Raw genomic sequence first — 12994 nt, 5'->3', positions numbered from 1 at the left:
TAATTCCCAAAATAAAGGTTTCCAAACAGATACTTTTATTATTATCAAAACCAATTGAATCAAAAGCATTAATAGTTGTCTTTAGGAATCGAATTAACCCATAATATTGGTTCTTCGAAATTACATTCTCACCAAAAGTCACCAATATGTCACATTTCTCTCGTGTCCTCCCCGGCATCGCGCTGTATCAACATGGTTGCCAGCCATGAAAAACCATCTGCTTGTAGCATTGTTTGTCGTGCTGGGCCTGTCCGCTTGCGGCGGGGGGGGCGGTGGTGGCGGTGACACGGTGGTGGCGACCACGTCGGGCAATCCCGTCGTGATTCCTGCTGTGATTCCTGCCGTGACGGCTGTCTCGGCGGCGAATGTCGCCGTTGGCGGCAGCCTGGTGGTGACGGGTAGCAATCTGAGCCGCGTGACGGCTTTCCAGGTGGGTGGCGTGAACGTTACCGCCAGCGCCAGCAGCGACAGCAGCGTGACCCTGGCCATGCCGGGCGTGCCCGTGACGGGCGCCTTGAGCCTCGTCAGCGCCAGCGGCACGGCGGCAACCAGCTATAACGTGAATGTGTATCTGCCGCTGAGCGTGAGCAGTGTCGCGCCGGCAACGGGCGGCGTCGGTTCCAGCGTGACGATCGCGGGCGGCGGCATGGGCGCCGTGACGGCGGTGCAATTCGGCAATGGCGCGGCGGCAACGCCGCAAAGCCAGACGGCCGGCAGCGTGACGGTGGTGGTGCCTGCGGGCGCGGCAACGGGCGCGCTGACGGTGCGCGGGCCCTACAACGATGTCATCAGCAGCGACACGTACACGCTCCTGGCCAGCGTGGCAGTGACGTCGATCACGTCGGCCGTCAATGGCGCGACCTTGTCGGTGACGCTGCAGGGCAGCAATCTCGACCAAGTCAGCTCGGCAACGGTCGGCAGTACGCCAGCCGTCATCGTCAGCGCCAGTGCCAGTCAGCTGTTGCTGTCCGCGCCAGCGTCGGCAACGGGCAGCGTGATGCTGTCGGCCGCTTCGCGCATCGCCGTGAATGCAGGTACGGTGTCGGCCTTTACCCTGGGCAGCATTGATTTCGCGCAGGTACTGAACTTGAACGCCAGCAATGCCGCCTTGCGCTTGACGCGCGGCAAGCCGGCCGCCGTGCGCGTGTCCGTGCTGGCCACGCAGGCCGGCCAGGCCAGCCCGTCCGTGATCCTGAATGCGACGGCCGCCAATGGCAGCAACCTGGGCAGCATCACCATGAGCGGCCCATCGGTCTTGCCGACAACGAAAAGCGATTACAGCTTCAACGGCAATTTCAGCGCCGTCCTGCCATCGGGCTGGATCTTGCCCGGCGTGCGCGTGCGCGTGACGGCCGTGGGCAATGACGGTACGCAAGTGAGCCAGGAAGCGGCGCCTGTCGTGGCCAGCGCAGCGAAAATTCATCTGGTGCTGGTACCGCTGAGTACCGACGATGGCGTGGCGCAACTGCCTGACGCCGAGCTGATCCGCGCTGCACTGACCCGCGTGTATCCGTATGCGACGGAAAATATCAGCATCACCACGCGCGCCCCACTGAGCGTACCTGGCAGCAGCACGGCCGACAGCTGGTGGAGCGATACCCTGGGCAAGCTGGAAAGCCAGCGCGCGCTGGAAGACCGCGGCGCCTATTATTATGGTTTCGTGCCGAAAATGTCCTCCACGCGCGCCGCCGGCCTGGCCTACATCAACCCGCCTGGCAGCAGCAACGACTTCACGTCGGCCATCGGCCTGGACGCCAGGTTCAACAGCATTGCCTCCGTCGATCCCTTCGGCAATAGCTGGCCTGAATGGCTGACCACGATGGTGCATGAGCTGGGCCACAACCACTCGCTGCAGCACGTTGCCTGCGGCGGTCCAGCCAATGCGGCCACCGATTACCCGTACCCTAATGGCGAGCTGGGTCCGCAACCGCTGTACAACAGCAGCTATGCGGGCAGCATCGGCCAGTTGAGCAAGGCAGTGTATGGCGTGACGCCGATGAAAGACGTGATGAGCTATTGCAGCGGTGCCTGGTTCTCCGACTACAGCTATGTGCGCGTGCAGCAATTCCTGGAAAGACGCGGCACGCAGATTACCGGCAGCAATGTGCTGGCCGCCAGCATGTCCGTGGCCGAGCATGGCTATCTGACGATTTCCGGCCGCATCACGCCAAGCGGCGTGGCCTTGCGCCCAGCCGTTGCCTCGTCCACGCGTGTGGGCGCAGCGGCCAGCGGCAGCGGCCATGCCTATACCTTGCGCGTCTTGACGGCGTTGGGACAGACTATCGACTTGCCCTTCGATGGCGTCTCCGTGGCCGACCATGGCGGCAACGCCATGAGCCATTTCCGCGTCAGCTTCGCCAACCCGGGCGACATCAGCGACGTGCAAGTGCTGCAAAATGGCAAGGCTTTGGCCAAGCTGGAGCGCCCGGCGCGCCGCAGCAGGGCAGCCGCCAACGATGCCACGTTCGATGCGGTACAAAGCGGCGGCAAGCTGGCGCTGGCCTGGAATGCCGAGGCGGAACCGTACGCCGCCGTGCTGCACGTGGCTGCCGATGGCCGCAAGACGGTGGTCGCCAGTGACTTGACAGGTGGCAAAGCCAGCGTCGACGTGAGCGCCTTGCCGGCTGGTGGCCGCTTCGAAGTCAGCCTGTCGTCGTCCGTGGGCGCACGCCTGATGAAGGTGCAGCGCCGCTAGGCAAGGGCGCTGGATGCAACAAGGGCTTGCCGCGGCAAGCCCTTTTTTATGCGCGCAGGCATTGGTGCATAAACTGCACAGATCCTGTGCCTGGCGGAGGCTGCCGTTTTATCTCCCGCCTGCCTAGAATGGGGCTTCATCCACTTGCGGAGCATCCCATGCCCATCCTGAACCTGCGTTTATCCACGCCACCCGATGCGCGTCAGTCGGCCGCCATCGCCGCCACCCTGAGCCAATTGACGGCGCAACTGTTGCACAAGGCGCCCGAGCTGACGTCGGTGGCCATCAGCCATCTTGACGCGGCGCACTGGTTTGTCGGCGGGCCGTCCTTGCAGGCGCAAGGCAAGGCCAGTTTTTTCCTCGATATCCTGATCAGCGATGAAACGAATACGGCAGCGGAAAAGGCCGCGTATATCGCCGCCGTGTTCGCCGCCATGCAGGAGTATCTCGGCGCCTTGCACGACGTCAGCTACATCCACGTGCACGATGCGCGCCAGGCGGCCTGGGGCTATGGCGGATTGACGCAGCAGTTCCGCGCCGTGCGCAAGGCGCTGCAGCAGGCCTGATCAATCCCAGCGGCGATCCTGATAGTGCTGCACGGCAAAATCGACGAAGGCCCTGACCTTGGGCGACAACTGGCGGCTGTGCGGATACAGCGCGTACAGAGTGCGTGAACGCAAGGTGTAGCCGGGCAAGACTTCCACCAGCTGGCCACTGCGCAGTGCGTCGCGCACGATGAAGGCGGCCGCGCCGGCAATCCCCATGCCGCCCACGGCGGCTTCACGCAGGGCCACGCTGGTATTGGCTTGCAGGCTGCCGCGCACGGCCACCTTGTGCGCGGCGCCGTCACTATCCGTAAACGACCATTCCGCCGGCTTCTCGCCGGAGGTATACATCAAGCAATTGTGCTGCGCCAGGTCTTGCGGCGTGGCCGGGTGGCCATGGCGGGCCAGGTAGGCGGGCGAGGCGACGGCCACGGTGCGGCTGCTGGCCAGCTGGCGCGCCACCAGGGTGGAATCGGGCAAGCCGCGCGCCAGGCGCAGCGCCACGTCGAAACCATCGTCGATCAGGTCGACGATGCGGTCATTGCAGACGAGATCGATGTGGATATGCGGATATTGGCGGGTAAATTCGGGCAGCCAGGCGGCCAACTCCAGGGTGCCGAAAGCCATCGGCGCATTGATGCGCAGGCTGCCGGACGGCTGCGCCTGGTGCATGGCGACGGCGCGGTCGGCCGCATCGAGGGCGTCGAGGATGTCGCGGCTGGCCAGGTAGTATTCCTGGCCGGCGGCCGTCAGCGCGAAGCGGCGCGTCGTGCGGTTGAGCAGTTGGGCGCCCAGCTGGTTTTCCAGCTGGCGCACCTGGCGCGAGACGATGGAATGGGAAATGCCCAACGCGTCGCCGGCGGCCGTGAAGCTGCCCAGTTCCACGACGCGGCGCAGGGCGCGCAGGGCGGTCAGCTGGTCCATGGGCACGTGCCGGTTTAAACGAAGCGCTTGCCTTCGAGTGGGAAGCCCTTGATGAACTCGGCCGCAGGCAGGCGCTTGCCGCCCGGTTTCTGCAGTTCCGTCAGACGCAAGGAACCATTGCCGCAAGCCACGACGATGCCGTGCTGGGCGTCGGCCGCCAGTACCTGGCCTGGCGCTTCCTTGCTGTCCGCCTCGATCACCTCGGCGGCCCAGATCTTGATGGTGACGCCATCGACCTGGCCGCAGGCGCCGGGAAACGGATTGAAGGCGCGGATTTTCAGGCCCAGTTCCAGCGCTGGCAGGCTGAAGTCGAGCGCCGCTTCTTCCTTGGCGATTTTCGCCGCATAGGTGACGCCCGCTTCCGGCTGCGGCACGGCTTCGAGCGGCTGCTGCTGCATCTTGCGCAGGGTTTCGACGATCATCTTGCCGCCCAGGGTGGCGAGCTTGTCGTGCAAGGTGGCGGTGGAGTCGCCCGCCTCGATGGGCGTGCGCTCGATGGCCAGCATGGGGCCCGTATCGAGGCCTTCTTCCATCTGCATGATGGTCACGCCCGTTTCATCGTCGCCCGCTTCGATGGCGCGGTGAATCGGCGCGGCACCGCGCCAGCGCGGCAGCAGGGAACCGTGGATATTGATGCAGGGTTTGATATCGAGGGTGCTGCGCGGCAAGATCAAGCCGTAGGCCGCCACCACCATGACATCGTAGTCGGTGGCCAGCAGGCGTTCGTGGGCCGCTTTCGCTTCGGCGGCGCGCTGCGGGTCCTTGCTGTCCATGCGCAAGGACAGTGGCTGCAGCACCTCGATGCCGTGCTGCTGCGCATATTGCTTGACGGCCGAGGCATGCAGTTGCATGCCGCGTCCGGCGGGGCGGTCGGGCTGGGTCAGCACCAGCGGAATCTCGAATCCCGCTTCGTGCAAGTCTTTCAGGGCCGTGGCGGCGAATTCAGGCGTGCCTGCGAAGATCACTTTCATATGGTTCCTTGACGTGAGGTGCGCAGGCCCGCGCCGAAGGCGCCAGGCTGGCGTGGTGTAACGACTACTGTTGCTGCTTAGTCTATCAGCTGTGGCTCGAAGTCTGCTTAAAAGCGGCGGTTCTGTGCGCGCAGACTCGCTTCGCGCTCGAGACCACGGATTTCCTTGATCATCTTGGTCTTGATGCGGTTGCGCTTGAGCGGCGACAGGTATTCGACGAATACCTTGCCCAGCAAGTGATCCATCTCATGTTGGATGCAGACGGCCAGCAAGCCATCGGCTTCCAGTTCGTACTGCTTGCCGTGGCGGTCCAGGGCGCGCACCTTGATGCGGGCCGGGCGCTCGACGCCATCGTAGACGCCAGGCACGGACAGACAGCCTTCGTCGTAGACCTGCTTTTCTTCGCTGGCCCAGGTGATTTCCGGGTTGATGAAGACTTGCAACTGGTTTTTCTCTTCGGTGGTGTCGATCACCATCATCTGGATATGCTCGTCCACTTGCGACGCGGCCAGGCCGACGCCAGGGGCGTCGTACATGGTTTCGGCCATGTCGTCGATCAGGGTTTGCAGGCGCGCGTCAAATTCGGTGACGGGCTTGGCGATCGTGTGCAGGCGAGGATCGGGGTAACGCAGGATATTTAATATGGACATACGGATTCGACTGGTTAAGGTGGGCGCCGGTGCGCCGGATTATTCATGCCTGGGCCATGCGAACGATGGCAGGGCTATTTTATTTTTGAGTACGCTACGGCTGGGCGCGTGTGGCGCAACGGCGCGGCAGATGCGTTTGCCAATGCGCTATTCGTTTGCTGCAAAGGGAAATTTTATCACAGACACCCATGGCCCTGTGGGCGGCGGGCCGTTTTGCAGCGCCATTGCACGCATTCTTGCGCGCGTCGGTATCGCGTCCGTGCCATGGCGCTAGCATGGGATGGCACAGTACACAGCGAGGTTGTCATGCATGCAATTGCAACGACGGCAGACACGGCCACGGACCTGGCGGGCTGGCTGCGCCTGCAGCATCTGCCCGGCGTGGGGCCGGTGGCGGCGCGCGCCTTGCTGGCCCGCTTCGGCCTGCCGCCGCAAATCTTTGCCACGTCGTTCGAGGCCTTGCGCGAGGTGGTGCCGGCCAGCGTGGCGCGCGCCATCGTGCAGCCGCCCAAGCCGGTGGCCAACAGCCAGCTCGCGCTCACCCTGCAGTGGCTGGAGCGGCCCGGCAATGCCGTGCTGACCCTGGCCGATGCTGCGTATCCGCCGCTGCTGCTGGAAATCGCCGATCCGCCGCTCTTGTTATATGTGCGGGGACGGGCGGAACTGCTGTCGCGTCCCGGTGTGGCCATCATCGGCAGCCGCAATGCCAGCGCGCAAGGCATGCAGAATGCGGCTGCCTTCGCGCAAGCCCTCAGCGCGGCAGGCCTGACCATCATTTCCGGGCTGGCGCTGGGCATCGACACGCACGCGCACGAGGGCGGCTTGCGCGGCGCGGGCGCCACCGTGGCCGTGATCGGCACGGGCGCCGATCTGGTGTATCCACGCCGCAACCTGGATCTGGCGCAAAGAATCGCCGAACACGGCTGCATCGTCAGCGAGTATGCGCTGGGCTTGCCTGCCATGCCCGGTAACTTTCCGCGCCGCAACCGCCTGATCAGCGGCCTGGCGCGCGGCGTACTGGTGATCGAGGCGGCCGCGCAATCGGGCTCATTGATCACGGCGCGCCTGGCCGGCGAGCAGGGGCGCGACGTGTATGCCTTGCCCGGCTCCATCCATGCGACGTTGGCCAAGGGCTGCCATGCGCTCATCAAGCAGGGGGCCAAGCTGGTCGAGTCGGCCGATGACGTGCTGCAAGAGCTGCAGTGGCTGGGCGGCGTTCCCATGGCGCCGCCAGCGGTGGAGGACGAGACGCCGCTGCTGGCCGCGCTGGGCCACGATCCCCACGATGCCGATACCCTGGCCGCGCGCAGCGGCCTGGCCATGGGCGCGCTGATGGGCGAATTGCTGGCGCTGGAGCTGGCGGGGCGGGTCGAACGCTTGCCGGGAGGACTGTTTCAACGCTGCAAATGACAGCTTGTCACTTGTGTGGCGGCCTTGCCGCACGGGCGCGCTTTGTCTGTGCGCACCCTTGTGTCTTAGCGAGCTTAGCTGCTAGAGTAGAGCCATGTTCGATATCCTGGTGTACCTCTACGAGACTTACTATCGCCCCGATGCCTGCCCCGAGCCGGCAGTCCTGGCGCGCAAACTGTCGGCCGTCGGTTTCGACGACGTGGAGATTTCCGAAGCGCTCGTGTGGCTGACGGACTTGAACGCCATGGCCGGCGTCGAACAAATCCTGACGGCCAGTTCCACGGGCACGCGTTTCTATGTACAGCAGGAAAGCGACGTGCTGGGCACGGCCGCCATCGGTTTCATCCAGTTCCTGGAAAGCGCCAAGGTGCTGTCGCCGCTGCAGCGCGAAATCGTCATCGAACGGGCGCTGGCGCTCGACGAGGCGCCCGTGTCGCTGGGCAAGCTGAAAGTCATCGTGCTGATGCTGCTGTGGAGCCAGGGCAAGGAACCGGACGCCCTGATGTTCGACGACTTATTTGTCGACGACGAAGATCTCCCGCCGCGCTTATTGCACTAATATATACCCATATTCTTCGCTGTCTGCCCGACCCTGGCGCCGCCGCCGCGCCATCCCCTTTACTATGTGCTGCACCGGCGCGCACGCCAGGCCATTGTGTTTGCGCCTGCGCATTCTTGCTTGCAGATAACTTGCCGAATTCTTCAATAGGCGCTTATCATTGGCCGCTTGACAAGACCACAAGTCACTGTGCCTTGCGCAGACAAAAGCGTCGGCGCCTGGCAATGCACTGTATGATGCGCATGCTGAAACTATCCTAGAGCATTTTTCGAGACTAAAAAATATGACAAAAACCCTCATCATCGCCGAGAAGCCTTCTGTCGCGAACGATATCGCGAAGACGCTTGGCGGCTTTACCAAGCACGATGAGTACTTTGAATCGGATGAATACGTCCTGTCGTCGGCGGTCGGCCACTTGCTGGAGATCGCCGTACCGGAAGAATTCGACGTGAAGCGCGGCAAATGGAGTTTCGCGCACTTGCCGATGATTCCACCGTATTTCGCGCTGAACCCGATCGCCAAGACGGAAGCGCGCCTCAAAGTATTAAACAAGCTGATCAAACGCAAAGACGTCACCACCCTCATCAACGCATGCGATGCGGGGCGTGAAGGCGAGCTGATTTTCCGCCTGATCGCGCAAAACGCGAAAGCCAAGCAACCGGTCAAGCGTTTGTGGCTGCAGTCGATGACGCCGGGCGCCATCCGCGACGGTTTCTCGCACCTGCGCAGCGACGAGGAAATGCTGCCGCTGGCAGACGCGGCCCGCTGCCGTTCGGAAGCCGACTGGTTGATCGGCATCAATGGCACGCGCGCCATGACGGCGTTCAATTCGAAAGAAGGCGGCTTCTACCTGACGACCGTGGGCCGCGTGCAAACGCCAACCCTGTCCATCGTCGTCGAACGCGAAGACAAGATCAAGAAATTCGTGCCGCGCGACTTCTGGGAAGTGCGCGCCGAATTCGTCTGCGCGGCCGGCATCTATGAAGGCCGTTGGCTCGACACGAAGTTCAAGAAGGACGAGAACGATCCCGAGAAGCGCGCCGAGCGCCTGTGGAGCAAGACGGCTGCCGACTCGATCGCCACCGCCTGCCGCGGCCGCCAAGGCATCGTCACGGAAGAATCGAAACCGACCACCTCGATGGCGCCGGGCCTGTTCGACCTGACCAGCCTGCAGCGCGAAGCGAACTCGCGTTTCGGCTTCTCCGCTAAAAATACCCTGGGTCTGGCCCAGGCGCTGTACGAAAAGCACAAGGTGCTGACATATCCGCGTACCGATTCGCGCCACCTGCCGGAAGACTACATGCCGACCGTGCTGCAGGCGCTGGAAACGGTCAAGGAAAACAGCAACTACCACCAGTTCGCCAAGCAGATCATCGACAAGGGCTGGGTCAAACCGAACAAGCGCATCTTCGACAACACGAAGATCTCGGATCACTTCGCGATCATCCCGACGACGATCGCGCCAAAGAATTTGTCCGAGCCGGAACAAAAATTGTACGACCTCGTCACGCGCCGTTTCATGGCCGTGTTCTTCCCGCCTGCGGAATTTCAGGTCACCACGCGCTACACGGAAGTGTCCGGCCATCAGTTCAAGACTGAAGGCAAGGTCATGACCAATCCGGGCTGGCTGGCCATCTACGGCAAGGAAGCGTCGACGGACGCCGACAAGGAAAGCAATGGCAACGGCAACCTGGTGCCCGTCGCCAAGGGCGAGAAAGTACAGACGGAAAGCGTCAACGCCAACGGCCTGGTCACCAAGCCGCCAGCGCGCTTCACTGAAGCAACGTTGCTGTCGGCCATGGAAGGCGCCGGCAAGCTGATCGACGACGACGAGCTGCGCGATGCGATGGCCGGCAAGGGCCTGGGCACGCCAGCGACGCGCGCCGCCACCATCGAGGGCTTGCTGACGGAACGCTATCTGATCCGCGAAGGCCGCGAACTGATTCCAACTGCCAAGGCGTCGCAGCTGATGACCTTGTTGAAAGGCCTGGGCGTCAATGAATTGACGGCGCCGGAGCTGACGGGCGAGTGGGAATACAAACTGTCGCAGATGGAAAAAGGCAAGATTTCGCGCGAAGAATTCATGCGTGAAATCGCGCAGATGACGCAAATCATCGTCAAGCGCGCCAAGGAATACGACAACGACACGATCCCGGGCGACTACGCTACCCTGGAAACGCCATGCCCGAATTGCGGCGGCGTGGTGAAGGAAAACTACCGCCGTTTCGCCTGCACCAAGTGCGAATTCTCGATGAGCAAGACGCCGGGTTCGCGCCAGTTCGAAATCGCCGAAGTGGAACAATTGCTGAAGGACCGCACCATCGGCCCGCTGCAAGGCTTCCGTTCGAAGATGGGCCGTCCGTTCGCCGCCATCCTGCGCATCGTGCGCGATGAAGAGATCAAGAATTTCAAACTGGAATTCGATTTCGGCCAGAACGACGAGAGCGAAGATGGCGAAGGCGTCGATTTCACGGGCCAGACGCCCGTGGGTCCTTGCCCCAAGTGCAACGCCGGCGTGTACGAAATGGGCCTGGCCTATGTGTGCGAGCACAGCGTGGCCAAGCCGAAGACGTGCGACTTCCGCAGCGGCCGCATCATCTTGCAGCAGGAAATCTTGCCGGAACAAATGGCAAAACTGCTCAACGATGGCAAGACGGATTTGTTGCCGGGCTTTGTTTCGCAGCGTACCCGCCGCCCGTTCAAGGCATTCCTCGTGCGCGGCAAGGATGGCAAGGTGAGCTTCGAGTTTGAAGAGCGCAAGGCCAAGCCGGGCGCCAAGACCAAGGCGGCAGCCGCCGAGGTCGAAGGCGAAGAAGGCGCGGCGCCAGCGAAGAAAACGGCCGTCAAGAAAGCGGCAGCCGTCAAAAAGGCGCCAGCCAAGAAAGCCACGGCCGTGAAAAAGCCGGCCGCCAAGAAGGCGCCGGCGAAGAAAGCGGCAGCGGCCGAGTAATCGGGCGCCAGCCAAACAAAAGCCAGGGAGTTCCCTGGCTTTTTTTACGTCCCGATTTTCTTGGCGTGAGTCTGACGTTTAGTCGAGGTAGTCGGAATACTCGCGCTGCGCGTAGTTCTGCAAATTCGCCCACGGCTGCGCCTTGCTGACGGTCGGCTGCAGCTTGACGTCGACCCGGCGGTAGAAGGTATTCGCGCGGTCGCCGCTTTCGATAATCAGCGGAATCTGCTTTTGTTCATCCCACAGGATGCGCTGGAACACGCCATTCTTTTCCACTTCGCGCCAGCGTGCGCCCGTCACGTTCGACGCCTGTTTCGACAGCGGCATGGCGGCCACCAGTTTCGGGTCCAGCAGATAAAAACTGTTTTCCCAGGAGCCGTCGAAATTGACGTTTTCGTATTCGGCCTTGGGGATGGCGACGACGATCTTGTCATGCGCATCGATGTATTCCACGCGCACGGTATTTTTTTCCAGCATCACGTGGCGGGGGATCAGCACGGGATTGAAGTGCTTGTGCTCATGCTGCGTGGCCTTCAGCGCCACTTTGGTGTTGTCGCCATGCTTGTGGCCCGCATGCGCGTCCGTCGACGGCGCCAGCACGCGCTCGACCCACACATGGCCGGGGCGGCGCAGCATCTTTTCTTCGTAGCGGCTCTCGCGCGTCACGCCTTCCGGCGTCAGGACGCGGCTGTAATAGGTGATGCCCAGGTCCAGGTCGGCAGGAGCGGAAGGAGGCGCGGCGGTGGGGGCAGCTTGCGCGCCGGCGGCAAAGCCGGCGGCGAGGAGGACGGCGATCAGGGATGATTTCATGGTGGTGCCTTTACGTGCAGAGGGGCGGAGGGCCTACGCCATCCGCCCCGGTGGGGTTACCGTGTTGATGTGGATCAGAAGCCGAAGGCCGCCTTCAGCAAGTCAAACACCTTGGTGTTGTCCAGGGTGCCCTTGAAGGACTTGGCGCCGGCGCCCGTGGCCAGCAGCTTGACGTCGCCGCCGCCGTGGGTTTCGCTGGCCAGGCGCACGCCTGTTTCTTGCAGGTAGTTGTCTTTCAGTGCCGTGGCGCTGTCGACGTTGCTGCGCAGGTCAGGGCGGTTCGGGCCGTTGCCGAACACCAGGGTGGTGTAGGTATTGCCATCGGCATCCTTGCTCGGCTGGTTATCCTTGTAGCCGCGGTTGATGTCGAGGATAGGATTGCCGCGCTTGCCGTAGCCGTTGAAGGCCAGGGTGTGGTCATGGTCGGCCGTGACGACGATCAGGGTATTGGCCAGGGTCGGATCGGTTTCCTTGATCTTGGCGATGGCGGCCTTGATGGCGTCGTCGAAGGCGATGGTGTCCGTCAGCGCGCGCTTGGCATTGATGCCATGCAAGGCGTGATCGATGCGGCCGCCTTCGACCATCAGGAAGTAGCCGTTCGTGTTTTTCGACAGCAAGTCGATGGCCTTGAGGGTCATTTCCGACAGGCTAGGCTGGGTCGCGCCTTCGCCCAGCGGCGGCGTGGCCGTGCGGTCCAGTTCATATTCCAGGTGGCTGCGGGTGCTGTACAGGCCGATGAATTTCTTGCCGCTCTGCGCTGCCGCCATTTCCGCTTTCGTCGCGGCCACGGTGTAGCCCTTGGCGGCAAGTTCCGTCAACAGGTTGCGGCCATCGGCGCGGCCATATTTGTTGCTGGCCGACCAAGGTGTGAAGTGGTTGCGGCCGCCACCCATCAGCACGTCGACGCCATCGCCCAGGGCCGCGTTGTAGCCCGCGCCGCCTGGCACCGCTTGCGCGGCGATCGCGTATTGCGCATTGCGGTTGCAGATGTGCGAGAAAGTTGTTGCCGGTGTGGCGTGCGTCAATTCCGTGGTGGTGATGGCGCCCACGGCCTTGCCCTTGGCTTTCGCCAGTTCCAGGATGGTCGGCGCGCTCTTGCCGCCGGCCGGGCAATTGTCCACGCCCAGGTTGCCATTGGCGTCGCGGCCGGGTTCCTTGGCGATCGTGTCCTGCGCCATCGAGATGACTTCATTGTTCATCTTGACGCCGGTCATGTAGGCGGCCATCGAAGGCGCGCTGTCCGTCGTTTGCGCATCGTTCGAGAACGTCTTGATGCGCGCCGTGCGCTCCAGCGTGTCCATCGTCAGGCTGCCGTCTTCGCCGTATTTGTAGATGCGCGACGCCGTCACGACGGATGGTCCCATGCCGTCGCCGAGGAAGAAGATGACGTTTTTGGCGTCGGCGGCGTAGGCGCCGTTGGCAACGCTGGCGGCCACGAGCGTGGTCAACAAGGAGAGTTTCAATGCGGATTTCATGATTT

Annotated in this window: 10 protein-coding genes; 5 read left to right on the top strand and 5 right to left on the bottom strand. The window is 62.8% G+C overall.

Annotated elements, in window-relative coordinates:
- Positions 1-205 precede the first annotated feature (205 nt).
- Together ASN89_RS18130 and ASN89_RS18125 are read left to right on the top strand one after the other, a co-directional pair.
- Complete coding sequence (locus ASN89_RS18130) at positions 206-2695, top strand: IPT/TIG domain-containing protein (protein WP_152988608.1); 2490 nt, start codon at positions 206-208, stop codon at positions 2693-2695.
- 158 nt (positions 2696-2853) lie between these two features.
- Complete coding sequence (locus ASN89_RS18125; protein ID WP_058050248.1) at positions 2854-3261, top strand: tautomerase family protein; 408 nt, start codon at positions 2854-2856, stop codon at positions 3259-3261.
- Here the strand turns inward: ASN89_RS18125 and ASN89_RS18120 are convergent, their stop codons facing one another.
- The 3 genes from ASN89_RS18120 to def form a co-directional block, all read right to left on the bottom strand.
- Positions 3262-4164 (bottom strand): LysR family transcriptional regulator, encoded by a 903-nt coding sequence (locus ASN89_RS18120; protein ID WP_058050247.1) that lies wholly within the window; start codon positions 4162-4164, stop codon positions 3262-3264.
- 14 nt (positions 4165-4178) lie between these two features.
- A complete protein-coding gene (gene fmt / locus ASN89_RS18115) occupies positions 4179-5135 on the bottom strand; it encodes a methionyl-tRNA formyltransferase (RefSeq protein ID WP_058050246.1) in 957 nt (318 codons plus the stop codon).
- A 107-nt stretch (positions 5136-5242) separates the two neighbouring features.
- Complete coding sequence (gene def, locus ASN89_RS18110) at positions 5243-5785, bottom strand: peptide deformylase (RefSeq protein WP_034749294.1); 543 nt, start codon at positions 5783-5785, stop codon at positions 5243-5245.
- A gap of 306 nt (positions 5786-6091) precedes the next feature.
- Here def and dprA point away from each other — a divergent pair, with 306 nt between their 5' ends.
- The 3 genes from dprA to ASN89_RS18095 all read left to right on the top strand — a co-directional run bounded on the left by dprA (position 6092) and on the right by ASN89_RS18095 (position 10704).
- Entirely contained in the window at positions 6092-7195 is a 1104-nt protein-coding gene (gene dprA, locus ASN89_RS18105; RefSeq protein WP_058050245.1) for a DNA-processing protein DprA, read from the top strand.
- A 94-nt stretch (positions 7196-7289) separates the two neighbouring features.
- Positions 7290-7754 (top strand): DUF494 family protein, encoded by a 465-nt coding sequence (locus tag ASN89_RS18100; RefSeq protein WP_046683463.1) that lies wholly within the window; start codon positions 7290-7292, stop codon positions 7752-7754.
- A 283-nt stretch (positions 7755-8037) separates the two neighbouring features.
- On the top strand, positions 8038-10704 hold the full coding sequence (locus ASN89_RS18095; protein WP_058050244.1) for a DNA topoisomerase III: 2667 nt from the start codon (positions 8038-8040) through the stop codon (positions 10702-10704).
- A gap of 78 nt (positions 10705-10782) precedes the next feature.
- Here the strand turns inward: ASN89_RS18095 and ASN89_RS18090 are convergent, their stop codons facing one another.
- Both ASN89_RS18090 and ASN89_RS18085 read right to left on the bottom strand, forming a co-directional pair.
- Positions 10783-11514, bottom strand: a complete 732-nt coding sequence (locus tag ASN89_RS18090; RefSeq protein ID WP_046683461.1) for a hypothetical protein — start codon at positions 11512-11514, stop codon at positions 10783-10785.
- Between the two features lie 74 nt (positions 11515-11588).
- Positions 11589-12989, bottom strand: a complete 1401-nt coding sequence (locus ASN89_RS18085) for an alkaline phosphatase (RefSeq protein ID WP_058050279.1) — start codon at positions 12987-12989, stop codon at positions 11589-11591.
- Between the last annotated feature and the right edge of the window lie 5 nt (positions 12990-12994).

The organism is Janthinobacterium sp. Ant5-2-1 (assembly GCF_001445815.1).
In the GTDB taxonomy this organism is placed as follows: Bacteria; Pseudomonadota; Gammaproteobacteria; order Burkholderiales; family Burkholderiaceae_D; genus Janthinobacterium; species Janthinobacterium lividum_E.
Note: the sequence above shows the minus strand (reverse complement) of the source record. Positions and strands in the feature narration are given on the sequence as shown.

Excerpts from the sequence above, each read along its gene's own strand:
- ASN89_RS18130 (WP_152988608.1), top strand. The coding sequence starts at position 206 with ATGAAAAACCATCTGCTTGTAGCATTGTTTGTCGTGCTGGGCCTGTCC.
- ASN89_RS18125 (WP_058050248.1), top strand. The coding sequence starts at position 2,854 with ATGCCCATCCTGAACCTGCGTTTATCCACGCCACCCGATGCGCGTCAG.
- ASN89_RS18120 (WP_058050247.1), bottom strand. The coding sequence starts at position 4,164 with ATGGACCAGCTGACCGCCCTGCGCGCCCTGCGCCGCGTCGTGGAACTG.
- fmt (WP_058050246.1), bottom strand. The coding sequence starts at position 5,135 with ATGAAAGTGATCTTCGCAGGCACGCCTGAATTCGCCGCCACGGCCCTG.
- def (WP_034749294.1), bottom strand. The coding sequence starts at position 5,785 with ATGTCCATATTAAATATCCTGCGTTACCCCGATCCTCGCCTGCACACG.
- dprA (WP_058050245.1), top strand. The coding sequence starts at position 6,092 with ATGCATGCAATTGCAACGACGGCAGACACGGCCACGGACCTGGCGGGC.
- ASN89_RS18100 (WP_046683463.1), top strand. The coding sequence starts at position 7,290 with ATGTTCGATATCCTGGTGTACCTCTACGAGACTTACTATCGCCCCGAT.
- ASN89_RS18095 (WP_058050244.1), top strand. The coding sequence starts at position 8,038 with ATGACAAAAACCCTCATCATCGCCGAGAAGCCTTCTGTCGCGAACGAT.
- ASN89_RS18090 (WP_046683461.1), bottom strand. The coding sequence starts at position 11,514 with ATGAAATCATCCCTGATCGCCGTCCTCCTCGCCGCCGGCTTTGCCGCC.
- ASN89_RS18085 (WP_058050279.1), bottom strand. The coding sequence starts at position 12,989 with ATGAAATCCGCATTGAAACTCTCCTTGTTGACCACGCTCGTGGCCGCC.